Genomic DNA, 24,048 nt, shown 5'->3' on the forward strand with positions numbered 1-24,048 from the left:
GCTGCCGTTTTTACCCGCCGTGTCCATACCCACGATTGTCTGCAGAATTCGTGTGACAGGTGTTCCCACGATGTTCCAGATCCGACACGCAGCCTCAGCCCAGGCGCGCGGCCTCGACTCAGTCCGGTCCGAAGACTGCCTGCACCAGTTCCTTCTCGACCGGGCTGCCTTGGCAGTCCGTCGATGCCGGCCGTCGGTGCGCATTGCGTCTGCGCCAGTCGGCGATCTTCTCGGCACGGGTGCAATACCGCGGCGGCAGCTGCTCGGGCAGTACGAAGGTCGGGACGATCGACTGGAATTCGACCGGAGAATCCTCGACCGTGCGCGCAGGCTCGTTCCGCTGTGGTTCGACGAGATCTCGCTGTGGTTCGACGATGTCCTGATGCGGTTCTTCTTCCCGCTGCGGTTCGAGGAATCGAGAGAGGGCTTGGCGCCAATCAGGCCCTGGCGGCGAATCTCCGGGTTCGGACACCGCTTCGGGGCGCGGAAATCGCATGCGGCGAACCACCGCGGGCGTGGCCACGTCGTAGGTGCGCCCGCTCGGTGTGGTGACCCGCAGGCCTTCCGCTGTGGCTTCGTGCTTCCATCCGGGGTGTACTTTCGCGTAGTTGCAGGATGCACACAGTCCTGAACCGTTCTCCCAGGTGGTCGTCCCACCTGATGCGACCGGTAGGGCGTGGTCGGCGTGCCGGATCGGGGCATCGCACCACGGGGTCCGGCACACATCGTCGCGGAAGGTGATCATCTGCCGCAGTCGGCCGGTGAACTCCCGGCTCTTCGCGTCCATTCCCACCAGCTGACCGTCGTCGGGGCGGGTGAAGATCCTGCTGATGAGCATCTTCGCCTCGTTCGCGGCGACGAATTCCCGTGTCGTCTTCGCCGGCAGCGGCCCGAACCCGGGCAGCCAGGCCGGTACGAGTCCGTCAGAGAGCAGGGATTCGGCCTCGACGAGCAGATGGATCTCCGCGGGCACCGCCGTTGCGCTCGGCTGGCCGCTCAGCCGTTCGACGAAGGTGTCGGCGAGCACCTGCTGGCGGTTCCGCCCACCTGCGTCACCGGCGACAGTGATCGTTTCGGCGCCCGCCCGGAGGCTCTCATAGGCGGCAACGGCCTGTGGAAGCGGCAGGATCGCGGAGATCCTGGCCATCCCGTCGTCGATCACGGTCAGGTTCACGCGTCGATTGGTCGCTGCTTTCGCTGCCCGCTTCGCGGCCGCCTCGGCGTCCATCTCCGCGCTGAGCGCACGCACTTCGGCGCGCAGGCTGCGCAGCCCGGTCGGTTCCAGACTGCGCTTCATCCGCGTATCGACCTTGCGCCGATCGGCATCGGCGAGAACCGCGGTCTCGTCGACCATGATGCGCGCTTTGTCTTCGGAGATCTCCCCCTTGGCCAGGGCTTTGAAGGTATTGGGCATCCCGATGACGATCGTGCGGGCAGTGCCGAGAAACTTCCTGCCCGATCCGGGAGAGACCTTCTTCGCCAGCCCGACCTCGTCGCCGGCGCGCTTCCCGCAGTCGATCGCGGGCACCCGGTTGAGCCGGTCCCGTTCGATGCGCAGCGCCTCAAAGGCCACGGCTTCCTTGGACTGTGCGGCGACGACAGCGGATCTGAGTTCTTCGAGTGCCGTGATTCGGGCCAAGGTCTCCGCCTCGGTGCCGCCCTGGCCGAGCCCGCGCAGGAACTCACCGAACCGAGTGATCTCGGTCAGCGGATCCGGAACCGGCGCTGGTTCCCGTGCGGGGTCGACGTCCATATGAAGACGGTACCCGTCGGCACTGACACGACATCGGGAACGCATCCGGCATAAGCCGTTATTCCAGGTCACACACCGTTCCAGCTCGCACAGGAAGAGGGGCCTCGACCCGCTCCCGGTTCAGCTGACTCCGCGCTGGATGCGGTTGAGGATCATGTCCATGGCGACGATGTTGTGGCCGCCGTCGGGGATTATGAGGTCGGCATTGCGCTTCGACGGCTCGACGTAGAGTTCGTGCATCGGCTTGACCGTACCCAGGTACTGGTCCTCCACCGACTGCAGGGTCCGTCCGCGGTCGACGACATCGCGTTTGATCCGGCGCAGCAGACGCACATCGGCGTCGGTGTCGACGAAGAGCTTGATGTCGAGCAGCTGGCAGATGCGCGGTTCGGCGAAGATGAGGATGCCCTCGACGATGATCACCGGTGCGGGTTCGACCAGCGTCGTCTCGTCGCTGCGGTTGTGGATTGAGAAGTCGTAGACCGGACTCTCGACCGCCTCCGAGTTCCGCAGCGCTGTGAGGTGGTCGACGAAGAGGTCGTTGTCGAAGGCGTCGAGATCGTCGTAGTTGACCTTCTCGCGCTCCTCATAGGTGAGCTCGTCGCGCCGCCGGTAGTAGTTGTCGTGGTAGAGCACGGAGGGTGGGCCCTCGCACTTGTCCAACAGCGCCTGAGTCAGCGTCGTCTTTCCGCTGCCGGTTCCGCCGGCCACGCCCACAACCAAAATCTCCACGGGACAAATATAGACCACGACCCCCGCCGAGGCGGCTCCCGGCTTCCATGCTCACCCGAGGCTGCGGGTCAGCTGAGTCCACAGCTCCTGGTCGAAGCGCCGCCGGCCCAGCAGACCGGCCATATGCCTCACCGCATTGTCGACCTTGCCGCGCCAGACCTCGATCGCCGTCTTCGCATCCGCCCGGCTGAGCGCCCGGAACATGGCCCGATCATCGCTGACGATGCGATCGCTGGCCGGAGAATAGTCGAGTTGGAGGATGGAGATGAACAGCCGCAGCCGCAGAGTCAGAGCCTCAAAAGCACGCGCCGATTCCCGCAGCCCCGAAGCGCGTGCCAGCTCCTGCTGGAAATGCAGGTCGGCGTCCTCGACATCGATTCCGCTGCGCGTCGGCGCGGAGGCCTCGACCTGCCGCAGGGCCAGCTGCACGGGCACGAGGTAGCGCTGCGGACGCAGGGCCAAGGACCTGAGCACGACCTCCCCGATGGCCATGCGCGCGGCATAGAGGTCGAGCACGTCGACGGTCGTGATCAAGGGGATCCGCGCCCCTCCGCGGGATCCGTCGAGCAGTTTGTCGTCGACCATCCGCCGCAGCGCCGCATCGACCGAGGCCCGGGGCACCTGCATGCGGCGAGAGAGCAGACGCGGATTGATCCGATCCCCGGGTTCGTATCCGGAGTCGATGATCTCCTCGCGCAGCGCGATCGCGAGGTGTTCGGTGACCGATCGGGTCTCCTTCGGCAGCCACGAAGAGATCTCCATTGAGTCAGAAGTGATGGAACTTCTCTGAGGCTCGTACGGAACGGATTCCCGCCACAGCACTCCTTCGAGTCCATGCCGGACACGTGCGGCGAGCAGATCGAGCAGGGACCCGGGAATGTCCTCACACTCACCGAGGCGGCCCCTGAGAACGGCTGCGAATTCGTCGAAATCCTGGCACACCCGCACCTGCGCTCCCGCGTCGTCAGGCAGCGGGTACGGGACCTCGCCGAGGGGGTCGAAGATGAGGAAGTCTCCGTCTCCGTCGAGCAGTGCCAGCAGTTCGGCGGTGGGCACCTGCCGATGTTCGCTGTCGAAGCGCTGCGCCCACCGCTGGACTCCCGCGGTGCGCAGGGCCGCGGTGATTCCGGCGATGCGCCGTTGGATCCGCCGTGGCGGCACCTCCGCTCGCCCGCTTCCATCCCCACCAGCAACGACGCGGCGGAACCCGAGGAGGACAAGCGGAAATCCGCTGGCGGCGAGGACGAGCTCCCTGCCACCGGCCACCTCGGCGACGGGAAGGGTGAGAGCACGCACGGACCGGGCGACGATGCTCTGGCTCAGCCCCGTGGCCTCAGCCAGGGCGCGGGTCGAATAGTCCCTCCCGGAGATCCGAGCTCCCGCTGTGCCAACGAGGGCCTCAACGACCTGATCGGCAGTGTCCTGGATCGGCGGGCGGCCGCTGCGGGGTCGGTCCTCGAGGTCGGATCGGCTCGCCCACCGACGCAGGGTCGACGGTGATGCACCCGTGCGCGCAGCCGCCTCGGCGAGGGTCGACGTCGTCAGAAGCGCCACGGCGTCACGACGGAACTCAGCGGAATACATCTCTCTATTCTAGGACTTCTGACTCAAACATTCACGGCGTTCGTTTCCACCTCTTCACCCCCGGATATCGGCGGCGCATACTGAACTCACACCCAAGCTCCACGGTCAGCGCCGACGCGTGAGAGCACCGATTGCAAGCACCGAAGGAGCACAGTTGCTGCACACCGAAACCGACCTCGACAAGCTCACTGCCCAGTCGATCGACACCGTCCGCCGGTGGCTGCGGGTGTCCACGTCGATGACGACGGCGAAGAACCCCGCGGCCGAGCGCCTCTCAGCTGTCCTCTCCGACGACAACGGCCTCGACTTCACCGTCGGATTCGTCGATCGGGTCGTGCGCACCGATGATGTCCATGCCGCCGCCGATGCGCTGACCGAGGTCGGCAAGCTCGCTCCCGAGACGATGTCGTACCTCGACCGCGCCCAGATCAAGGCCGGTGCCGCACTGGCCAAGATCGCCCCGCAGGTCGTCGTGCCCGCCGCCCGCACCCGCCTGCGCCAGATGGTCGGTCATATGGTCGTCGACGCCCGGGACAAGCAGTTCGGCAAGACCGTGGCCGCGCTCACCGCCGATGGCCACCGGCTCAATATCAACCTCCTCGGCGAGGCCGTGCTCGGTGACGGCGAAGCCGACAACCACCTGGAACAGACCCACCGGCTGCTCGCCCGCGACGACGTCGACTATGTGTCGGTGAAGGTCTCGTCCGTGGCGTCGCAGATCTCGATGTGGGCCTTCGACGAGACCGTCGACTATGTCGTCGAACGACTCCGGCCGCTCTACAGCCAAGCGGCGAAAGCTCCGACCGGCGCGAAGTTCGTCAACCTCGATATGGAGGAGTACCAGGACCTCGAGCTGACGATCGCGGTGTTCACGCGCCTGCTCTCCGAACCGGAGTTCAAGGATCTCGAGGCCGGAATCGTCATCCAGGCCTACCAGCCCGATGCGCTCGGCGCGGTGCAGCGGCTGAGCGAATTCGCCTCCCGCCGCGTCGAGAACGGCGGAGTCGGGGTCAAGGTCCGCCTCGTCAAGGGCGCGAACCTGGCGATGGAGACCGTGCATGCCGAGATCGCCGGCTGGCCTGCGACGACGTGTGATTCGAAGCAGTCCACGGATGCGAACTACAAGCGGGTCCTGCACTGGCTGTTCACCCCTGAGCGGATGAAGGGGCTGCGCATCGGCGTGGCCGGACACAACCTCTTCGACATCGCCTTCGCCCACCACCTCTCCGTCGAACGCTCGGTGACCGAGCGCGTCGAATTCGAGATGCTCCAGGGCATGGCCAGCGAGCAGGCCGCGGCCGTGACCGAAGACGTCGGGGACCTCCTCCTCTACGTTCCGGCCGTGCACCCGAAGGAGTTCGACGTCGCGATCTCCTACCTCGTGCGTCGCCTCGAGGAGAACTCGGCGTCCGAGAACTTCATGTCCGGCATCTTCGACCTCGCCAACGGCAACGATGTGTTCAAGCGCGAGGCCGACCGGTTCACCGCGTCGGTCGCGCAGCTCGAATCGATCCTCGACGCCGATGGTGAGTCTGCCCCGGCGCCGAACCGCCACCAGAATCGGTCGACCGAAACGCTCGGTGACACGGTGGTTCCGACCGAGTTCGTCAATGAGCCCGACACCGACCCGGCCCTTCCGGCCAACCAGGAGTGGGTACGCAGGATCATCGCCGAGGCAACCGCCCCCGGCTACCTCGACGACCGTCCGAAGGCGCCCAAGATCGAATCCACGGCCGAGCTCGATGAGATGATCGCCCGCGGTCGCGCCGCCGCTGCAGACTGGCGGGCCCTCGGTGCCGCCGGACGGGCCGAGATCCTTCACCGAGCCGCCGACATCTTCGCCGCCCGGCGCGGCGAATTCATCGCCGTCGAGGCTGCTGAGGTCGGCAAGATGCCCTCCCAGTCCGACCCCGAGGTGTCCGAGGCCATCGACTTCATCCGCTACTACGCGCTGAATTCGCTGGAACTCGAGGACCTCGAGGGGGCGACCTTCACCCCGGATGAGATGGTCGTCATCACTCCCCCGTGGAACTTCCCCGTGGCGATCCCCACCGGCGGCACCGTTGCGGCGCTGGCGGCCGGGTCCGCGGTCATCCACAAGCCCTCGGGGCCGACCCCGCACTGCTCGGCGCTCATCGTCGACTGCCTGTGGCAGGCCGGAGTGCCCAAGGACGTGCTGCAGCTGTGCGCCCCGATCGAGCGGGAGCTCGGCCAGCACCTCGTCTCGCATCCCGATGTCGACCGAGTCATCCTCACCGGCGCCTCGGAGACCGCGGCGATGTTCAAGTCCTTCCGCCCCGAACTCCACGTCAATGCGGAGACCTCGGGTAAGAACGCCCTGGTCGTCACCCCGGCGGCGGACCGGGACCTCGCCATGGCCGATCTCATGTATTCGGCCTTCGGACATGCCGGGCAGAAGTGCTCGGCCGCCTCGTTGGGGATCATGGTCGGATCGACCTACGATTCCGAACGCTACCGTCGCCAACTCATCGATGCCGCCTCGTCGATGGTCGTCGATTGGCCGTCGAACCTCTCGTCGACCATGGGCCCGCTCACCGAGGATCCCTCGGACAAGCTGCGGCGGGCGCTGACGACGCTCGAGCCCGGTGAATCCTGGCTCCTCGAGCCCAAGCAGCTCGATGATACGGGGCGCCTGTGGAGCCCCGGGATCAAGGACGGGGTCAAGCCCGGATCGTTCTTCCACCTCACCGAGGTCTTCGGTCCGGTGCTCGGGCTCATGCATGCGAAGGACCTCGATGAGGCCATCGAGTTCCAGAACGCCGTGGACTTCGGCCTCACCGGCGGCATCCACTCCCTCGACCCCGAGGAGGTCGCCACCTGGCTCGATCGGGTCGAGGTCGGCAACGCCTACGTCAACCGCGGAATCACCGGTGCGATCGTGCGCCGTCAGTCCTTCGGCGGGTGGAAGCAGTCCTCGGTGGGGCTGGGGTCGAAGGCCGGCGGTCCGAACTACCTCATGCTCTTCGGACACTTCGCCGATTCCGGCGATCAGGACCTCGAGGCGGCGAAGGCCGACGACCGGCGCTGGTTCGACCGCGAATTCGGTGCGGCGAAGGACCACACGGGACTGCGCGCGGAGGCGAACATCTTCCGCTACCGGCCTCGCCCGGTGACTCTGCGCGTGACCGCCGAGGCGAGCCTGTTCGATCTCGAACGGTCCCTGCACGCCGCTCGCACAGTGGACTCACCGGTGCAGCTGTCCGTCGCAGAGGATGTGCCTGCCGAGGTGAAGATCGCAGTGACGAATGCCGGTGTGCCTGCTCGCACCGAGACGGCTGCCGAGTTCGCTGAGATGGTCGGACAAGGTCGCTACGACGACACCGTGGGGGCGCGCGTCCGCGTCCTCGGACGGTTCGAGGACGAGCTGCTGGCTGCGGCCGCACCACGTCCGGAGGTCGCGATCATCGATGAGCCGGTGACCACGTCGGGACGGGTGGAGCTGCGGTACTACGTGCAGGAGCAGGCGGTGTCGATGACGCTGCACCGCTTCGGCAATCCGAGCCGTGACTTCCACGAGCTCGCCGCCGCCCTCACCTCCTGAATTACTACCTGACGGCGGCCCAGCAACCTCGCGCGAGGTTGCTGGGCCGTCAGGTAGTTCTGGGGCTTCACGCAGCCCGCGTCGACCTCAGAACCAGTTCTGTTCGTCGGCAGTCAGCCAGCTGATCGGATTGACGTTGCGGCCGTTCGACATGGCTACGGACAGAATATTGGCGAGATATCGGTCTTCGGAGATCTCCAGCGGTCGGCCCGCGCTGTCGCGGCTGCGGCGCAGGTGACGCAGCAGCGGGCGCCCGCGGCCGACGCCCAGGAGAGCTGCGTCCTGCTGGCCGCAGACTGTGGCCGAGAAGACATGATCGGCACCGGCGAACACTATTCCGTGCTGGTCGGCGAGGCTCCGGCTGACTGAGGCCGCATCATCAGGGATCTTCTCGACCAGCTCGCCGAGGTGTTCGGGGTAGCTGGTCCGCTCGACCATGACCTTCTCGCCGTCGAGCAGCCGTATGCGCAGCACACGCAGCACACGTGCGCGGGGGTCGACTTTGAGTGCCGCAGCCGTCTCCTCCCCCGCAATCCGCCAGCTCTGTTCGATCACCCGGCCACCGGGAGTGCGACCGTGTGCGCTCGCCCATTGCGCGAAGCTGCGGAACTCCTCAGCCACCGCCGCCGGACGAGGCCTGCGCAGCACTGTCTTGCGAGCACCCCTGCGACCGCCCAATGTGCCCTCGCTGACGAGCAGACGCAGAGCTTCGCGCACCGTTCCCGGTGCGACTTCATACTCGGCGGCCAAGGCTGCTTCGGACTCGAGGCTCTGGCCCACTTGTCGCGTCCCGCTGCGAATCGATTCGCGAATCTGCTCCGCGATCTGCTCGTACCGCGCCCCGCCTGCTCCGGGCGGCTGCCGCTGCGACTCGGTCACACCCTCAGTCTCCTTCCAGTCCCGCCGACATGCACAGCACCGCATACGATGCTGTGCATCTACGCTACCCCACGCGACACATCTTCACCCGCACGACCCGTACAGGTCACTTTCCATTCACACTTCACTGGTGAGGATGTAGTTCATTTGTAATCCTCACTAGTGATCTGGGTTGTTTATCTGCGAACAGTTCCCTATCGTGGATGAGGATCGAAGCACCTCGAATGAGAACAACATGCGCTTGCGCACAAGTCCGAAAGGCGAGTACGACGATGCTCAAACACACACGAAAGGCCACCGCTGCCCTCGCACTGGGCGCTCTGGCGGCCCTGTCCGGCTGCGGAGACAGCGGGGAATCCGAGGAATCCGCCAATTGGCGATCTGCGACGTCGGTCGAAGACGGCGGGGGCATGGATGCCCTCATCGAGGCGGCTCAGGCAGAGGGATCGCTCAACGTCATGGGCCTCTACCCCGATTGGGCCAACTACGGCGGGCTGCTCGACGCGTTCGCTGAGAAGTACGACATCGAGATCAATAACGACACGTCGACCGGCGCGAGCCAGGACCTCATCAACGCCGTCAAGAACAGGCAGGGGCAGGAGAGCTCCCTCGACTATCTCGACACCGGCGAATCCTTCGCCGTCGACGCCGCCGAAGAGGGCCTGCTCGCCGAGTACTATCCTGAGACCGCCGATGACCTCCCCGAGAAGATGAAGTCATCGGACGGCACCTGGTACAACCACCTCGGCGGTACCATGGCCATCGGCTGCGACGCTGAAGCAGTGGAGAAGTGCCCCACGAGCTTCGAAGAGCTGCTCGACTCGGCCTACAAGGGCAAAGTCGCCATGCGTGGAAATCCGACGACGGGAGAGGCCGGCTTCATGGCCGTCGTCGCGGCATCGCTGGCCAACGGCGGCTCGCTCGATGACATACAGCCGGGCATCGACTACTTCGCGGAGCTCTCGGACAAGGGCAATCTCGTTCCCACCGAGGTCGAGGCCGGAACGTTCGAGACCGGCGAGACGCCGATCGCCATCAATTGGGACTACCTGCTCCTGCAGTGGGCGGACGACCTCGATGACTCCGGAGTCGACATGTCGATCTCCATCCCGACGGATGGCACTGTCGCCTCCTACTACGCGGCCTCGGTCAATGATGATGCACCGCACCCTGCCGTCGCACGCCTCTGGCAGGAATTCGTCTTCAGCGACGAAGGACAGAACCTGCTGCTCAAAGGCTATGTGAAGCCCGGCCGGCTCGACGCCATGGTCGACGCCGGCACAGTCGATGACGATGCGCTGTCGAAGCTCATCGATGACGCTGTCGAAAATCCTGCGCCACAACCGACTCAGAAACAGCAGGATTCGCTGCATAAGGTCTTGGCCGACAACTGGGCGAAAGCCATCGGATGACCGCAGCGTCACCGTCGCACACCGGCGGGTCGGCCGGAGAAAGTTCCCCTCCGGCTGGCCCACGGCGCAGGCGAACTCCCTCACCGGCGTGGACGGCACTGGCGCCGATCACCGTCATCATCGTGCTGTTCTTCGTGATCCCGATCGGCGGAATGGTGGCGACATCGTTCCTCGTTCCCGGCGGCGAACCGGGCACGAAGACCTTCGGCTTCGACAATTACACCGCACTGGGCTCGGGTTCGCGCTCGATGGCCCTGGGCAACAGCGTGCTGCTGTCATTCACCGCCGCCACTGTGGCCGCGGTCTTCGGCGGCATCTGCGCCTGGGCGATCTCAACCGTGAAGTCGACGATCGTCGACTCCATCACCGCCGTGATCTCCAGCGTGCTGGCCAACGACGGAGGCGTCCCTCTGGCGTTCTCCTTCATCGTCGCAGTCGGCAACACCGGATACTTCACCGCGCTGATCACAGCGGTCGATTCGACGTTCACGCTCTACAGCGTCAAGGGCCTGATCCTCATGTACCAGTACTTCCTCATCCCCACGATGATCCTGCTCACGCTGCCCAGCTTCGTCGCTCTCAGACAGCAGTGGCGTGAGGCCAACACCTCCTTGGGCGGCACCGGCCTGACCTTTTGGCGCCGAGTCGGTCTGCCGGTGGTCACCCCCGCCCTGCTGGGCGCCTGGCTGCTGATGTTCGGATCTGCCTTCGGCACCCACGCCTCGGCGGCGGTGCTCATCGGCACCGGCGGCTTCCCCCTCATCCCGCTCGAGATCGCCGGCCAGCTCGCAGGCTCTGCCGCCACCGGAGGAGAAGGGGTGGCCATGGCCCTGGGTGTGACGACGGGAGCGATCGCCGTCATCGTCCTCATCGCCTTCAACGCGCTGACGAAGAGGAGCGCCAAGTGGCTCGACACCTGAACAGCTCCCCGCGGATGAGGAGGTTCCTGGCATGGCTGCCGCTCGCGGCTCTGGCGGTCTTCATCCTCACACCCCTGCTGAGCTCGCTGACGTACTCGTTCTTCCGCGCCGACGGCAGCTTCACCACATCCGGGCTCACCGGCCTGGCCGACTCCGGCAAGATCGTGGCTCCGCTCATGCGCAGCATCATCGTGTCCGTGCTTGCTGCCGTCATTCTCGTCGTCACGCTGGTCCCCGCTGTCGTCGCGGTTCATCTCTGGGCGCCTCGGCTGCGTTCGGTGCTCAGCATCCTGTGCACCCTTCCGCTGGTCGTCCCCGCGATCGCGATCGTCGCTGGGCTCTCGGCGGTTCTGCGCACTCTCGCATCCCAGGGGCGCGGCAGCCTCGGCATGCAGCTGAACACAATGCTGCAGTCCCAGGATCTGCCGCTCGTGCTCGTGGGCACCTACGTCATCCTGTGCCTGCCCTTCACCTTCCGGTCGATCGATGCCGGACTGTCCACTCTGCCGCTGCGCACCCTCTTCGAGTCCTCGTCAATCCTCGGCGCCGGACTCGGTACCACCTTGCGCCGAGTCATCATCCCCAATATCCGCGGACCGGTGATGTTCTCCGTCTTCTTCACCTTCGCTCTGTCCATTGCGGAGTACACGGTGGCAGCAACCCTGTCGATCAACACCCTGCCGGTCTTCCTCAACACGCTCTCGAGCACGAATTTCCGCGGTTCGATCACGCTGTCCGTGCTGCTCAACCTCACCACGTGGCTGCTCTTGGCCGCTGCGACCGTGAGCGCCTCACGCTTCGGTCACCGACCGAACGCTGTGAACGAAGACGACGAGACCGAGGCCGACGACCCGGCCGCCGCCTCAAGAAAGGACGCTGTGATCTCATGATCGCTTCTGAAAGCATTCGACCATCGCCCTCGGGCCTCGAGCAGTCGAACGAGCCCGAGGCCGTGCGCTTCGAGCACGTGGACAAGTCCTATGACAGCACAGAGGTGCTCAAAGACTTCAGCATCGACATCGAGGCCGGCAGCATGGTCAGCTTCCTCGGGCCCTCAGGCTGCGGCAAGACGACGACCCTGCGCATCCTCGCGGGTTTCGAACCGGTCAACGGCGGCGATGTGCTCGTCGGCGGCGAATCCGTACTCAAGCTGCCGCCGAACAGCCGTGACATGGGCATGGTCTTCCAAAGCTACAGCCTGTTCCCCAACCTCAGCGTCAGCGACAACATCGAATACGGTCTGCGGATCCGCAAGGTCGATGCGGGAGCACGGCGTCGACGCACCGAGGAGCTCCTCGAGATCTGCGGACTGTCCGGGATGGGTGCCCGCTTCCCGCACCAGCTCTCGGGAGGACAGCAGCAGCGAGTGGCGCTGGCCCGTGCATTGGCCACCCAGCCGAAGGTCCTTCTGCTCGACGAGCCGCTGTCGGCACTCGACGCCTCGGTCCGCTCCTCCCTGCGTGATGAGATCCGACGGGTGCAGCAGGCGCTGGGCACCACGACGGTATTCATCACCCACGATCAGGGAGAGGCACTGGCGATCGCCGACCGTGTGGCCGTGATGAACGGCGGCAGGATCGAGCAGTACTCCGCCCCTCACGAGGTGTACGCCTCCCCGGCCACGGCCTTCGTCGCTCGATTCGTCGGGTCGATCAATGAGTTCGCCGTCGGCCGCGATTGGACGATCAGGGACCGCCTGCCAGTCGAACCCGCGCCCGATGACACCGTCTTCGTCCGGCCCGAGAACCTCTCGATCACCGCTGCCCCGGATGGCTTCCTCGAGGTCAAGCACAGCACCTACACCGGCGAGCGCACAATGGTCCACCTCGGACTGCCCGGAAACCACAGTGCGCAGTGGTCGGCGTCTCTGGCCTCTGCCGAGGCCGATGCCATGTGCCCGGGACTGCGCATCGACGCTTCCGTCACCGCCGAGCCCGCGCTGCGCCTGGACCGCAGCGACGCCGAAGGAATCCCCGCATGAGCGACTCCATCACCGGCTTCTCCGGTGCCGTCTTCGACTGCGACGGAATCCTCGTCGACTCCGAAGCCCCCTGGATCGAGCTGATGGGAGACCACCTGGAGTCGATGGCCGCAGATGGCATCGCAGCCGAGGATCTTCGCGGTCTCACAGCAGCCGAAGCCGTGGCCCGACTGCAGCAGGTGTATGAGAGCCTCGGCTCCCCCAGCCACGTCCGGCCGCCGACGCCAGAGGAGGTCGATCGTGCCTACAGCGCTGCTTTGGAACACGTCGCCGCTCCTATGCCCGGGGCTCCCGAGCTCGTGGCGGCTCTGTCAGGCAACATCCCGATCGCTGTGGCCAGCAACGGCCGCAGCGGAGACGTGTGCGGCCTCCTCGAACGCGCGGGCATGCTCGACTACTTCGACGCGATCATCACGATCGACGACGTCGACGAGGGCAAGCCCGCGCCGGACCCCTATCTTCTGGCCGCGCAGCGACTCGGGTTGGCCGCCTCGGCGGTGGTCGCCTTCGAGGACTCACCGGTGGGTTCCCGCGCAGCTCACACTGCCGGATGCACGGTGATCGGAGTCAACGACGATCCCAGCATCGAACTGGCTGGCGAGGTGCGGCTGCGGCACTTCGCCCAGCTGCACTTCGACCCCCGAACCCGCACGCTCTTCGTCGACTCCGACCTCTGACCACCCACCGATGCCGATCATTGGAGAAGATCCTATGCCCGTTGAGACCACATTCACCCTGCAGACATGGAACGTCTGGTACGGCGGTCGAGAAGTCGACTTCGGCCAGGAGAAGCAGTACGCAATCGCTGCGCAGTTCCCGGCTGACATCCTGGCACTGCAGGAGTGCTGGGGCAGCGCCGCAGAGAACTTGGCCCCGAAGCTCCAGGCAGACCTTGCGCAGCGCGCATGGGACACAGCCGTGCTCAGCACCGGGCAGCTGACCGCAGTGGACACCAGCACGCTGCCCTACGCCCAGGCTGCACTCGTGCAACCGCTGCCGGACTCGCCGCGGGTCCTCGTCTGGTCCGTCCACCTCGCACCGTACCCCTATGCGGTCTATCGGGCGCTGCAGGGTGAGGGACAAGAGGTCGCGGATGCCGAGGAGGCTCCTCGACTGCAGCAGATCGAAGACATCCTCTCCGAGACTGCCCGCATCTGCGATGAGGTCGGTGAGGCCGACCTGCCGGTGGTCATCTGCGGTGATTTCAACACCCCGTCCACCGGGGACTGGGCGGCGCGCACGGACCGTCCCGATATCGCCTGGCGCTCCCCCGACGCACTGCTGTCAGCCGGATTCACCGATACCTTCCGCGCGGTCCACCCCGACGCCGTCGCCTCTCCGGCCGATACCTGGTCTCCGATCGAACCGCTCACCCATGCCGGCCATGAGGAGAAGCCCGAACCGGGCCGCACCGACGGTGCCGAACCTCGTGATCGCATCGATTTCATCTTCTCCCGCGGCCTCGACATCATCGACAGCGTGATGCGCGGCTGCAGTGCCGAGGGCCTGGAAGAAGACGGGTTCGTCGATGTGGGCGGCCGCTGTGAGCTCATCCCGAACCAGCGGCAGAACCGCTTCCCCTCCGACCACCAGCTCGTTGAGACGCGGTTCGCATTCCGCGGCTGATCGGTTCCCGTGGGAGCGGCGCAGCGGCCGCGATCGCCCACAATGACGCCACAGCGTCGGAAGCCGTAGTACAGTCAGTTCACATCGTATTCACATGATCGACACCGATGTCGACGTGTATCCGGATATCGTGCAAGAGATTGCGCCCCGATCCGTGCGCTGTAATCTGTCCTCATGAAAGGCTCCTATGAACGTCTCCAAAACGGCGTCATCCTGCGCGGTACTCAGCCTCCTCGTCGGCCTGTCCCTCCCGTCGGCTGCGGCCATCGCGGCCCCGGTCGCAACCGCTGATCCTCGCATCTCCGAGATCGCCTACACCCTCGAGACCGACTTCATCGAGATCGCCGCCGACCCCGGCACCGACATCTCCGGTTGGACCTTCGGATCGGTGACGCGCGGCGGCAGCGTCCAGGCACAGGAGAACACCGTCACCGCGCCCGAGAACACGACGGTCGGCGACTCCGGCGCCGTGGCCATCGACGTGCCGATCACGAATTCCGTCAAGGCCGGCTCGGCCGCCGACGGAGAGTACGGTTCGAGTGCCTTCGTCATCGCCGACGACGGCGAACTGATCGACTTCCAGCAGATCGGGGGCGTCGTCGACGGCAAGGGCGTCACCGGCACGAAGAACGTCTTCACCCCCGCACCGGTCATCGGGCAGGAAGCCGAACCGACCGGCGCGACTGCCGCGGGCGGCCAGTCGATCCAGCTCGCCGGCGACATATGGAAGTCGGCAGCCCCGACCCCGAACGCCCTGCCCGACGGCGACGACGGCAATGGAGGAGGCGACGACGGCGAGAAACCCGAGGGCCTCACCCCGATCGCCGACATCCAGGGCACCGGCGACTCCAGCCCGCTCCAGGGCAAGACCGTGACCACCCGCGGTGTCATCACCGCGGCCTACCCCGAGGGCGGGTTGAACGGCTACTACATCCAGACCCCGGGCACCGGTGGAGCCGATGCCGCGAAGGACGCCGCGTCCGACGGCATCTTCGTCTACTCCCCCGACACCGTCGCCGATATCAGCATCGACGACCATGTCGAGGTCACCGGCACCGTCTCCGAACACTACGGGCAGACCCAGATCACCGTATCCGCCAGCGGGCTCAAGGCCGTCGACGAACCCGCCGAGGCAGTCAAACCCGTCGAGGACGCCTTCCCCACAGGAGACGAGCAGCGCGAATCCCTCGAAGGCATGCTCCTGCAGCCGAGCGAACCGCTGACCGTGGCGGACAACTACAACACGAACACCTACGGTGAGGTTGTCCTCGCCACCGGTGAGGGCACCCTCGACCAACCCACCGACGTCCACCGCCCCGGCACCCCCGAGGCGAAGGCTCTGGAAGCGGAGAACCTCGACCGTGAAGTCGTCCTCGACGACGGCGCCACCGTGAACTTCCTCAAGACCGACAAGGACGTCCCCCTGCCCTACCTCGGCCAGGAGGACCCCGTCCGCGTCGGTGCTCAAGCGAACTTCACCTCTCCGGTGGTGCTCGGCTTCGATCATGAGAAGTGGCGGTTCCAGCCGACAACCCGCCTGACCGGGGACAACGCCGAGGCGGTGCAGCCGACCAGCTTCACCGACACCCGCACCGAGGCCCCTGAGGCCGTCGGCGGGCAGGTCAGCCTCGCCAGCTTCAACGTGCTCAATTACTTCACAACCACCGGTGACCAGCTGGACGGCTGCCAGTACTACGACGACCGCGACGGCAACCACATCACCGTCCGCGGAGGCTGCGATGCTCGCGGTGCCGCGAACGCGGAGAGCCTCAGACGGCAGGAGACGAAGATCGTCACCGCGATCGACAAGCTCGACGCCTCGGTGGTCTCGCTCATGGAGATCGAGAACTCCGCCGCCTTCGGCAAGGACCGCGATTCCGCATTGAAGGCCTTGGTGCAGCGCCTCAACGAGGCGGCCGGAACCCAGAAGTGGGACTTCGTCGACTCCCCTGCCGCGGTCCCAGCCGACGAGGACGTCATCCGCACGGCGCTGATCTACCAACCCGCCGAGGTGGCCCCACAGAACGAATCCACAATCCTTGATGATCAGGATGCGTTCTCCAACGCCCGCGAACCCCTGTCCCAGGCGTTCGCCCCGAAGGACGGCACCGGTGAGGTCGAGAAGGACAAGACCTTCGTGACGATCTCCAACCACTTCAAGTCCAAGGGTTCGGGCGAAGGTCCGGGCAACGAGGACAGCGGTGATGGTCAGGGCGCGTCGAACGCCGACCGTGTGAAGCAGGCCGAAGCGCTCGTCGACTTCGCCGGAGACCGGCAGAATGCCGCGGGCAGCGACTACGTCTACCTCCTCGGCGACTTCAACTCGTACACGCAGGAGGATCCGATGCAGGTCTTCTACGAGGCCGGCTACAAGGACGTCGCGGCGGAGAAGACGGTTGAGTCGACCTACGTCTACGGTTCGCGCACCGGCAGCCTCGATCACGTGCTCGCCCTCGACACCGCGGCGGGCGCGGATAGCGCCGCGAACGCACAGAGCACCGGCACCGAGGCGGCACTGCCTTCCAGCGGATTCGACGCGATCACCGGGGCCGATGTCTGGAACATCAACTCAGTCGAGGCGCTGGCCCTCGAATACAGTCGCTTCAACTACAACGCGGCGGATCTCTTCGCGCCGGATCAGTTCCGCGCCTCCGACCACGACCCCGTTCTCATCGGGCTCTTCGACGAGGACTCGGACGACGGGGGTATGGATGATGCGGCCGACGAGGGTTCAGAGGACGCAGACGGTTCGGACGAAGCCGGAAGCATTGGCGGCGACGACTCCGCGGGCGACGACGCCGACGGCACGAACGTCGGCTCCGACAGCGACAGTGCCGACAGCGACAGTGCGAGCAACGCCAGCTCGTCAGCCTCGGGCGAGGGCGGCTCGGGCAGCGAAGCGGGAGGCAATCTGCCCCGTACGGGTATCGATCCGACGATGATGATGGCGATCGCGGCGGGACTCATGGCCATCGGCGCGAGCGTCGTCATCATCGTCCGCCGACGCCGCCTGAGCTGAGATCCCGGCGGCGCTCAGTCGCTGACGGCGACCTGCCCGCGCATGAGCACCCGTGCGGTGCGAAACAGAGAGGTCGCCGTCACCGTCTGCGCTTCGTCGTCCCAGACTGCCGAAGCGGTCACTACCCCCGATGGTGTGCCCAGTCGCACTTCGGGGCCGGTCCAGTCGGGATTGTTGCGCTCGATGATACACCGGACGAACGAATCGCGATCGGGCAGCAGCGCGGCCGCCGCCAGGCACATCGCGGCGGTCCCCGGGACGGCCCTGTGCGCCTGTTCCATCGAGATGACGCGGACGAGGATATCGACGTCGGCAGCCGGAAGCTCGGTGCCGTCAAGGAGTGTCGTCGACTGCGGATTGCTGACGATCGCGACCTTCGGCACGACCTCGGGTGCTGTCTCCGGTGTCTGACACAGCCCCATGCGCACGGCCGCCTTCCGCCGCAGTTCGTCGATGAGGCGCATCGTCGGAGCGCTGGCGTCGATGGTCTCCGGCCTCTCCGTGCCGTCAAGCGAAACCAGCGTTGACGGTACGACGACAAGCGGCAGAGTCGCGTCGACGAGCGTGGCCTCGAATCTCGCTCCGCCGACCTCGAATTCTTCGCGACTCACTCCGGTCGGCAGCAGCGAACCAGTCCGGCTGCCGGCAGGGTCGGGGTAGATGAGTTCGATCGGGGCACTCGTCCCGCTGACCCCGGGCACCATGAGGTCGCCGGAGACCTCGGCCTGCCCGTCGAGGACGCCCAGTCCGACGTCGACGAGTTTCGAGGTGTTCGTGTTGAACAGGCGGAAGACGTGCCATCCGTCGGCGGCCTCGATCAGCCCGGCCGACAAGGCGAAGGGAACGACCCCGGACGACAGATTTCCGCAGTTGCCGGAGTAGTCGACGGCCGCCTCGGTGACGGAGACCTGCCCGAAGGTGTAATCGAGGTCGACGCCCTCCTGCGTCGAAGCGGATACGACCATCACCTTCGACAGGGAGGAGATGCCGCCGCCCATCCCATCGAGCTGCCGACCGAACGAATCGGGTGAGCCCAGCGCCGAGCAGAACAGCGCATCCCGCTCAGATGTGTCGCCGTCCTCCCCAAGCACCGGCAGCGCATCCTCGCGGAAGAACAGGCCCTTGCTTGTGCCGCCGCGAACGAACGTGGCGTCGATCCACTGAGTCATGGTCTCATCGTAGTCAACCCCACTGACATCACTTTACGGACTTCGGGACGATCGCCATGGCCGCGAACCCGAGGACCGCGACGAGGGCGAAGAGGTAGAAGCCCCACGGGTAGGCGATGCCCGCGGTGACCAGGGCACCGGTGATGAACGGCCCGACGATGGCGCCGATCCGCCCGATTCCCGAGGCCATACCCAGAGCCGTTCCTCTGGCCTGAGCCGGGTAGACGGCCGAGACGAAGGCGTAGACGAGCACCTGGGCGGAGAAGACGAAGACCCCGGTGATGAACACGGCGATATTGAGCAGGACCTGGCTGGTCATCGGAATCGACAGTGCGGCGAGGAAGATCGCGGCCAGGACGAACCACATGAGCACGATCTTCTTTGTTCCGTAGCTGTCGGCCAGCCAGCCGGCCAGGACGAGTCCGACGACGGCGCCGATGTTCATGACGAAGAGCATGACGAGGGAGTCCGAGACCTCGTAGCCGGCGTCGGCCATGATCTTCGGCAGCCAGGTGTTGAGTCCGTAGACCAGCAGGAGCCCCATGAAGCTCGCCGCCCACACGCCGATGGTCACCAGCGCCAGCTTGCCTGCGAAGAGTCCGGCCATTCCCGTCTTCACCTGCGTGTCGACGCCACCGGTCGGATCGACGGTCTCGCCCTCCTTCGCCGAGGCGGCCGCCGGGTTCCTCTTGATCTCCTGCGCGATGAGGAACGCTTCGGATTCGGGCAGCTTCCAGATCAGGAGCGGAACCATGGCCAGGCCCGCGAGTCCGCCGGCGAAGAAGAGCAGGTGCCAGTTATGGGAGTAGGCGACGGCGAGCAGGGAGATCGCGACGGCACCGGCGTGGTAGCCGGTCATCGTCAGGGTCGTGGCCTTCGCGGTCTTGCCCGATTTGTTGTATTCGCTGATGTAGGCGAGCGCGCTGGGCATCACGGCGCCGAGGAACAGCCCGGCGATGAATCGGTAGGTGGTGAACAGTGCGACGTTCGGGGCGAAGGCGACGAGCAGGGTGAAGACGCTGAAGCCGATGACGCAGCCGATGATCGCCCACCGTCGCCCGATCCGGTCGACGACGGGTCCGACGGACACCGCACCCAGGCCGACGCCGACGAGGCTGAGCGTGGCCACCAGGGTAGCCGCCTCGGGGGTGAATCCGAGGGCTTCGGTGGCCAGCAGCTCGGGGATGACCGCGCCGAGGACGACGAGGTCGAAGCCCTCCAGGGCGACGGCCAGCCAGCACAGGACGGCTGGCCAGCGTCCCGCCGGGGTGACGCGGGTCGTGGATGCGGATGGGGTGGGTGCGGACATCGGTGTCTCCGGAGTGTTGTGGTGCGGGTCAGAACGGGTAGGGCGCGATGGACGAGCGCATCGTCACCCATTGGGTTTCGGTGAAGGCTTCGATATTGGCTTCGGCTCCACCGAACCGAGATCCGTTGCCGGAGTCCTTCATCCCGCCGAAGGGGACGTTGGCCTCGTCGGAAACGGTCTGTTCGTTGATGTGGATCTTGCCGGTGTCGACGAGGTCGGCCAGGTCCATGGCCATGCCCACATCACCGAGGATGCCCAAAGAGAGACCGTATTCGCTGGCGTTGACCATCTCGGCGGCTTCTTCGAGGGTGGAGAAGCGAGCCACCGGGGCGACGGGTCCGAAGATCTCCTGCGCCCAGGCGGGGTTCGAGGGGCTGAGGTCAGTGAGCACCGTGGGTGGGACGAAGGCGCCCTCGCCCGGTCCTCCGGCGACGAGCGTGGCACCGTCGGCGGTGGCTTTGTCGAGGATGTCGCGGACGTGAGTGCGCTGTTTCTCGTCGATGATCGGTCCGATCGCGACCTCCTCGGTGGCGGGATTGCCCACCGGCAGGCTGCGGGCGCGTTCGGCCAGCTGCTCGACGTAGTCGTCATAGATGGATTCGTGGACGAGGTGGCGGCCAGTGGTCATGCAGATCTGGCCTTGGTGCATCCACGACCCGAAGGCACCCGCCGAGGTGGCCGGACCGACTTCGGCACCGGGCAGGACGACGAGCGCATTGTTGCCGCCGAGTTCGAGGTGGCAGCGCTTGAGGAGGCGACCGGCGGCTTCGCCGACCTTGCGTCCGGCCCCGGTGGAGCCGGTGAAGGAGATGACGGAGACCTCGGGGGCGGCGACGACGGCTTCACCGGCGTCGAGGCCGCCGGGCAGGACCTGCAGCAGCCCTTCGGGCAGTCCGGCCTCGGCGAAGACCTTCGCGATCGCCACTCCGGCGCACACGGCGGTGCGCGGGTCCGGCTTGAGCAGGACGGCGTTGCCCAGCGCCAGGGCCGGGGCGACGGAGCGCATGGCGAGGATGAGCGGGAAGTTGAACGGGGCGATGACGGAGACGACTCCGGCGGGCACCCGGCGGGCGAAGGACCAGCGAGGTTCGTTCGAGGTCAGTACCTGACCCTTGGGGTGGCTGGGCAGGGCGGAGGCTTCAAAGCAGATTGCTTCGGCGGAGGAGATCTCGAGCGCAGCCTTGGCCGGGATGGAGCCGGCTTCGCGGATGATCCATCCGGCGAGCTCATCGGCGTGTTCGGCCCACAGGGCGCCGGCGCGGCGGAGCACTGCGGCTCGTTCGGCCGGTGCGGTCTTCGCCCATTCCTTCTGTGCTGCGGCGGCACGCGTGGCGGCGGTGTTGACGTCCTCGGCGCTGGCGGCGCCGAGGCGGCCGAGAGTCTCCCCCGTGGCCGGTTCGATGACGTCGTAGGTCTCTCCGGCACCTGCGGTCCAGGTGCCGGTGAAGATCTTCTCGTGCCAGTCGGTTCCCAGGAAATCAGTCATTGTCTGTCCTCACTTCTTCTTCGGGGCGGGTCATGTCTGTGGCTCCGTGCAACGAACCGATCTGCGGGCACAATCGACGAAGGACTGTGGTGCACCTCTCGTCAGAGTAGTGATCCGGACCACCCGAAGCCACAATTGTCCCATTCATTGAGAATTCAGCATGGGAACCGCTAGAATCCGAGGCATGGCGAACTCTCCTTCCGGCGACTCGATGATCGATCGGCTCGTGCGTGTGCTCGCGTCCTTCGACCCGGATCATCAGAGCCTGGGCACCGACGAGATCGCTGAGCGTGCACAGCTGCCGAAGTCGACGGCCTATCGGCTCATCGGTGAGATGATGCGCCATGACCTGCTGCAGCGCGACCCCAATGGCCGCATCCGGATCGGGGTCGGAATGTGGGAGCTGTCGAATCGTGCCTCCGATGCCGTCGATCTGGCCTCTGTGGCCAGACCTCACATGATGGGGGTTCATGAGTTCGTCGGCGAGAACACTCAGCTGGGCATCCTGCGGGAGCGCGAGGTGCTCATCATCGAGCGCATGTCGGCACCGAATGCGGTCATCCACCGGTCGAAGACTGCCGGCCGCCTGCCGGCTCACGCCTCCTCGTGCGGGCTCGTGCTGTTGGCGTATGCGCCCAAGCACGTGCGCGAAGCGTATCTGCGCGGCCCGCTGACCGCGATCACGGAGAAGACGACGACGGATCCCGCCGCACTGCGCCGGTTGTTCGCCTCGATCCGGTCTCACCATTTCGCGGAGCTGTCCGGCCATATCGATGAGGGCACGACGGGCATCACGGTTCCGGTCTTCGACGCGGGCGGGGCGGCCATCGCCGGCCTCGGCGTCGTCATCGATTCGGAGCACCGGAAGGGAGTGCCCGCGATCATGAGGATCCTGCGGACCGCCTCGGCGAGGATCACGCAGGACCTCGCGGCCGATCATCGCTTCGCCGGCTGAGTCAGCCGGTCCGGGCCGCGAATCTGGCTCGTCGCTTCTCCGCTTCCTCCTCCCGATTCTTCGGCGGCGCATTGGTCACCAGCGCATCGAGGAGGTGCTGAGTGGTGTGCGCGATCTCCTCGACCGCTGCGTCGAAGGCTTCGGCATTGACCTGTGAGGGCTTCGTCGTGCCGGCGATCTTGCGCACGTACTGCAGGGCGGCGGCGTGGACTTCGTCGGAGGTAGCTGGGGGCTCGAAGTTATGGAGCGTCCTGATGTTTCTGCACATGTCAAAACGGTACCCCTCGGCACTGACACTGAACAGAGCCCGGACATCGAACTGTGCGTCCGCTCGATAGACTGACCGGACGATGGAGACCGGGAGAGAGATGAAGTCAGAGGACACGGCGCTGTCGCCGCAGCAGATCGAGAGCATCCGCACTCTGCGGCTGGATTTCTCGAGGATGCTCATGCACCACCGATTCGTCGTCGACGAGGTGCTCACGAAGCTCTCGATCCTCCGTGAGGAGTCGGTCTACGCACACAGCTACAACCCGATCGAGCACATCTCGTCGCGGGTGAAGTCACCGCGCAGTTTGTTGCAGAAGGTGCATCGTCGGGGCCTGCCGCTCGACATCGACGTCATCCGCGAGAAGATCACGGACATCGCCGGCATCCGCATCACCTGCAGCTTCATCGCCGACACCTATCATGTGCTCGAACTGCTGACCGCACAGGACGACATCCGGGTCGTCGAGATCAAGGACTACATCGCCCATCCGAAGGCCAACGGGTACCGCAGCCTGCACGCGATCCTCGAGGTGCCCGTGTTCCTCCACGGCGGACCGGTTCCGGTCATCTGCGAGGTGCAGATCCGCACGATCGCGATGGACTTCTGGGCGAGTCTCGAGCACAAGATCCACTACAAGTTCGACGGCGACGTCCCCGATCACCTCATCGACGAACTCACCGAGGCGGCCGATGCCTCCGATCAGCTCGACCGAAGGATGGAGCAGCTCCACTCCGAGGTCCACGAGGGCGCTCCCGACATCGATTCCGGGGAGGACTTCGACGAGGAGGCGCTGCGGATCCTCTGGGACCTCAGCCGACAGGAGGGCTAGACCTCTTGGGCCGGTAGGTGCGGCCGAAGCTGCGCGGATTCGCCGTGTCGATCTCATCAAGTTCCCAGTCGACCCGCCGCCCGCCAGGCACGTCGAAGATCCGGGTGCCGTCGCCGAGGAAGACCGGGGCGACGTAGACCTGGAGTTCGTCGATGAGGTCGACCTCGAGCGCCTGCCGGGCGATATCGGCGCTGATGATCTGGATGTCGCGGTCCCCGGCGATCCGCTGTGCCTTCTCGACCGCCTCGGTGATGGTGCAGTTCATCGCGGTCACCGAGGCGTCCGCGGCCAATTCCTCGGGCCGGTGGGTGAGGATGAACTCCGTCCCCGACCAGGCTCCCCCGTAGGCCTCGGACGTCAGCTCATCGCGTTCATCGGCCTGCGCCTTGGCCGCGTCGTAGCCGCGGCGGCCGGAGATGATCACGGCGACCTTCGAGGCCATGTTCTCCGTGGTTCCCTCCGCATTCGGCTCGGAGGCCGCGAGCCAGGACATGTCATGGCCTGGCCCGGCGATGAACCCGTCGATCGAGGCGGTGAAGCCCCATGCCACTTTTCCCATCG

The 24,048-nt window shown here is 66.0% G+C and carries 19 protein-coding genes; 10 read left to right on the top strand and 9 right to left on the bottom strand.

All coding sequences use genetic code 11. The features are described from left to right. Nucleotides 1-118 precede the first annotated feature (118 nt). The 3 genes from FHG09_RS15975 to FHG09_RS15985 form a co-directional block, all read right to left on the bottom strand. Nucleotides 119-1,753: an HNH endonuclease gene (locus tag FHG09_RS15975; RefSeq protein WP_152348639.1), complete on the bottom strand. Its 1,635-nt coding sequence runs from the start codon at nt 1,751-1,753 to the stop codon at nt 119-121. Between the two features lie 120 nt (nt 1,754-1,873). Then, nucleotides 1,874-2,485 carry a uridine kinase gene (gene udk / locus FHG09_RS15980; RefSeq protein ID WP_227492817.1) on the bottom strand — a complete coding sequence of 204 codons (612 nt, stop codon included), beginning with the start codon at nt 2,483-2,485 and terminating at the stop codon, nt 1,874-1,876. Between the two features lie 51 nt (nt 2,486-2,536). Further along, nucleotides 2,537-4,069: an FCD domain-containing protein gene (locus tag FHG09_RS15985; RefSeq protein WP_152348640.1), complete on the bottom strand. Its 1,533-nt coding sequence runs from the start codon at nt 4,067-4,069 to the stop codon at nt 2,537-2,539. A gap of 154 nt (nt 4,070-4,223) precedes the next feature. Here FHG09_RS15985 and FHG09_RS15990 point away from each other — a divergent pair, with 154 nt between their 5' ends. Then, complete coding sequence (locus FHG09_RS15990; RefSeq protein ID WP_152348641.1) at nt 4,224-7,631, top strand: bifunctional proline dehydrogenase/L-glutamate gamma-semialdehyde dehydrogenase; 3,408 nt, start codon at nt 4,224-4,226, stop codon at nt 7,629-7,631. Nucleotides 7,632-7,718: 87 nt separating this feature from the next. On the opposite strand, the gene FHG09_RS15995 is transcribed toward FHG09_RS15990, so the two are convergent. Further along, nucleotides 7,719-8,510, bottom strand: a complete 792-nt coding sequence (locus FHG09_RS15995; RefSeq protein ID WP_193627406.1) for a GntR family transcriptional regulator — start codon at nt 8,508-8,510, stop codon at nt 7,719-7,721. Between the two features lie 272 nt (nt 8,511-8,782). Between FHG09_RS15995 and FHG09_RS16000 the strand changes: the two genes are divergently transcribed. The 7 genes from FHG09_RS16000 (at nt 8,783) to FHG09_RS16030 (ending at nt 17,468) form a co-directional block, all read left to right on the top strand. Beyond that, complete coding sequence (locus FHG09_RS16000) at nt 8,783-9,922, top strand: extracellular solute-binding protein (protein WP_152348643.1); 1,140 nt, start codon at nt 8,783-8,785, stop codon at nt 9,920-9,922. After that, nucleotides 9,919-10,842: an ABC transporter permease gene (locus FHG09_RS16005; protein ID WP_193627407.1), complete on the top strand. Its 924-nt coding sequence runs from the start codon at nt 9,919-9,921 to the stop codon at nt 10,840-10,842. The genes FHG09_RS16000 and FHG09_RS16005 overlap by 4 nt, the downstream gene beginning before the upstream one ends. Beyond that, nucleotides 10,827-11,732, top strand: a complete 906-nt coding sequence (locus tag FHG09_RS16010) for an ABC transporter permease (protein WP_227492818.1) — start codon at nt 10,827-10,829, stop codon at nt 11,730-11,732. The genes FHG09_RS16005 and FHG09_RS16010 overlap by 16 nt, the downstream gene beginning before the upstream one ends. After that, complete coding sequence (locus FHG09_RS16015; RefSeq protein WP_152348644.1) at nt 11,729-12,823, top strand: ABC transporter ATP-binding protein; 1,095 nt, start codon at nt 11,729-11,731, stop codon at nt 12,821-12,823. Before FHG09_RS16010 ends, FHG09_RS16015 begins: the two co-directional genes overlap by 4 nt. Further along, nucleotides 12,820-13,500, top strand: a complete 681-nt coding sequence (locus FHG09_RS16020; RefSeq protein WP_152348645.1) for an HAD family hydrolase — start codon at nt 12,820-12,822, stop codon at nt 13,498-13,500. The genes FHG09_RS16015 and FHG09_RS16020 overlap by 4 nt, the downstream gene beginning before the upstream one ends. A gap of 34 nt (nt 13,501-13,534) precedes the next feature. After that, nucleotides 13,535-14,449, top strand: a complete 915-nt coding sequence (locus FHG09_RS16025) for an endonuclease/exonuclease/phosphatase family protein (RefSeq protein ID WP_193627408.1) — start codon at nt 13,535-13,537, stop codon at nt 14,447-14,449. A 187-nt stretch (nt 14,450-14,636) separates the two neighbouring features. Next, nucleotides 14,637-17,468 (top strand): ExeM/NucH family extracellular endonuclease, encoded by a 2,832-nt coding sequence (locus FHG09_RS16030; RefSeq protein WP_152348647.1) that lies wholly within the window; start codon nt 14,637-14,639, stop codon nt 17,466-17,468. A gap of 14 nt (nt 17,469-17,482) precedes the next feature. On the opposite strand, the gene FHG09_RS16035 is transcribed toward FHG09_RS16030, so the two are convergent. The 3 genes from FHG09_RS16035 to FHG09_RS16045 are packed head-to-tail and all read right to left on the bottom strand — an operon-like array spanning nt 17,483 to nt 21,432. Then, nucleotides 17,483-18,637, bottom strand: a complete 1,155-nt coding sequence (locus FHG09_RS16035; protein ID WP_152348648.1) for a PrpF domain-containing protein — start codon at nt 18,635-18,637, stop codon at nt 17,483-17,485. Between the two features lie 28 nt (nt 18,638-18,665). Further along, a complete protein-coding gene (locus FHG09_RS16040) occupies nt 18,666-19,946 on the bottom strand; it encodes an MFS transporter (RefSeq protein WP_152348649.1) in 1,281 nt (426 codons plus the stop codon). Nucleotides 19,947-19,974: 28 nt separating this feature from the next. Beyond that, nucleotides 19,975-21,432 (bottom strand): benzaldehyde dehydrogenase, encoded by a 1,458-nt coding sequence (locus tag FHG09_RS16045; protein ID WP_152348650.1) that lies wholly within the window; start codon nt 21,430-21,432, stop codon nt 19,975-19,977. A gap of 184 nt (nt 21,433-21,616) precedes the next feature. Between FHG09_RS16045 and FHG09_RS16050 the strand changes: the two genes are divergently transcribed. Next, nucleotides 21,617-22,387, top strand: coding sequence for an IclR family transcriptional regulator (locus FHG09_RS16050; RefSeq protein ID WP_152348651.1), 771 nt, complete (start codon nt 21,617-21,619; stop codon nt 22,385-22,387). A 1-nt stretch (nt 22,388) separates the two neighbouring features. On the opposite strand, the gene FHG09_RS16055 is transcribed toward FHG09_RS16050, so the two are convergent. Beyond that, a complete protein-coding gene (locus FHG09_RS16055) occupies nt 22,389-22,655 on the bottom strand; it encodes a DUF2277 domain-containing protein (RefSeq protein WP_152348652.1) in 267 nt (88 codons plus the stop codon). Between the two features lie 100 nt (nt 22,656-22,755). On the opposite strand from FHG09_RS16055, the gene FHG09_RS16060 reads away from it, so the two are divergent. Beyond that, nucleotides 22,756-23,487 carry a GTP pyrophosphokinase family protein gene (locus FHG09_RS16060; RefSeq protein WP_152348653.1) on the top strand — a complete coding sequence of 244 codons (732 nt, stop codon included), beginning with the start codon at nt 22,756-22,758 and terminating at the stop codon, nt 23,485-23,487. Here FHG09_RS16060 and FHG09_RS16065 read toward each other — a convergent pair. Then, entirely contained in the window at nt 23,468-24,046 is a 579-nt protein-coding gene (locus FHG09_RS16065; RefSeq protein ID WP_152348654.1) for a dihydrofolate reductase family protein, read from the bottom strand. The two genes, FHG09_RS16060 and FHG09_RS16065, sit on opposite strands and share 20 nt — an antisense overlap. Nucleotides 24,047-24,048 lie beyond the last annotated feature (2 nt).

Origin of the sequence: Brevibacterium sp. CFH 10365 (assembly GCF_009299785.1) — a bacterium.
Taxonomy (GTDB): domain Bacteria; phylum Actinomycetota; class Actinomycetes; order Actinomycetales; family Brevibacteriaceae; genus Brevibacterium; species Brevibacterium limosum.

Excerpts from the sequence above, each read along its gene's own strand:
- FHG09_RS15975 (WP_152348639.1), bottom strand. The coding sequence starts at position 1,753 with ATGGACGTCGACCCCGCACGGGAACCAGCGCCGGTTCCGGATCCGCTG.
- FHG09_RS15985 (WP_152348640.1), bottom strand. The coding sequence starts at position 4,069 with ATGTATTCCGCTGAGTTCCGTCGTGACGCCGTGGCGCTTCTGACGACG.
- FHG09_RS16000 (WP_152348643.1), top strand. The coding sequence starts at position 8,783 with ATGCTCAAACACACACGAAAGGCCACCGCTGCCCTCGCACTGGGCGCT.
- FHG09_RS16005 (WP_193627407.1), top strand. The coding sequence starts at position 9,919 with ATGACCGCAGCGTCACCGTCGCACACCGGCGGGTCGGCCGGAGAAAGT.
- FHG09_RS16015 (WP_152348644.1), top strand. The coding sequence starts at position 11,729 with ATGATCGCTTCTGAAAGCATTCGACCATCGCCCTCGGGCCTCGAGCAG.
- FHG09_RS16020 (WP_152348645.1), top strand. The coding sequence starts at position 12,820 with ATGAGCGACTCCATCACCGGCTTCTCCGGTGCCGTCTTCGACTGCGAC.
- FHG09_RS16025 (WP_193627408.1), top strand. The coding sequence starts at position 13,535 with ATGCCCGTTGAGACCACATTCACCCTGCAGACATGGAACGTCTGGTAC.
- FHG09_RS16030 (WP_152348647.1), top strand. The coding sequence starts at position 14,637 with ATGAACGTCTCCAAAACGGCGTCATCCTGCGCGGTACTCAGCCTCCTC.
- FHG09_RS16035 (WP_152348648.1), bottom strand. The coding sequence starts at position 18,637 with ATGACTCAGTGGATCGACGCCACGTTCGTTCGCGGCGGCACAAGCAAG.
- FHG09_RS16040 (WP_152348649.1), bottom strand. The coding sequence starts at position 19,946 with ATGTCCGCACCCACCCCATCCGCATCCACGACCCGCGTCACCCCGGCG.
- FHG09_RS16045 (WP_152348650.1), bottom strand. The coding sequence starts at position 21,432 with ATGACTGATTTCCTGGGAACCGACTGGCACGAGAAGATCTTCACCGGC.
- FHG09_RS16050 (WP_152348651.1), top strand. The coding sequence starts at position 21,617 with ATGGCGAACTCTCCTTCCGGCGACTCGATGATCGATCGGCTCGTGCGT.
- FHG09_RS16055 (WP_152348652.1), bottom strand. The coding sequence starts at position 22,655 with ATGTGCAGAAACATCAGGACGCTCCATAACTTCGAGCCCCCAGCTACC.
- FHG09_RS16060 (WP_152348653.1), top strand. The coding sequence starts at position 22,756 with ATGAAGTCAGAGGACACGGCGCTGTCGCCGCAGCAGATCGAGAGCATC.
- FHG09_RS16065 (WP_152348654.1), bottom strand. The coding sequence starts at position 24,046 with ATGGGAAAAGTGGCATGGGGCTTCACCGCCTCGATCGACGGGTTCATC.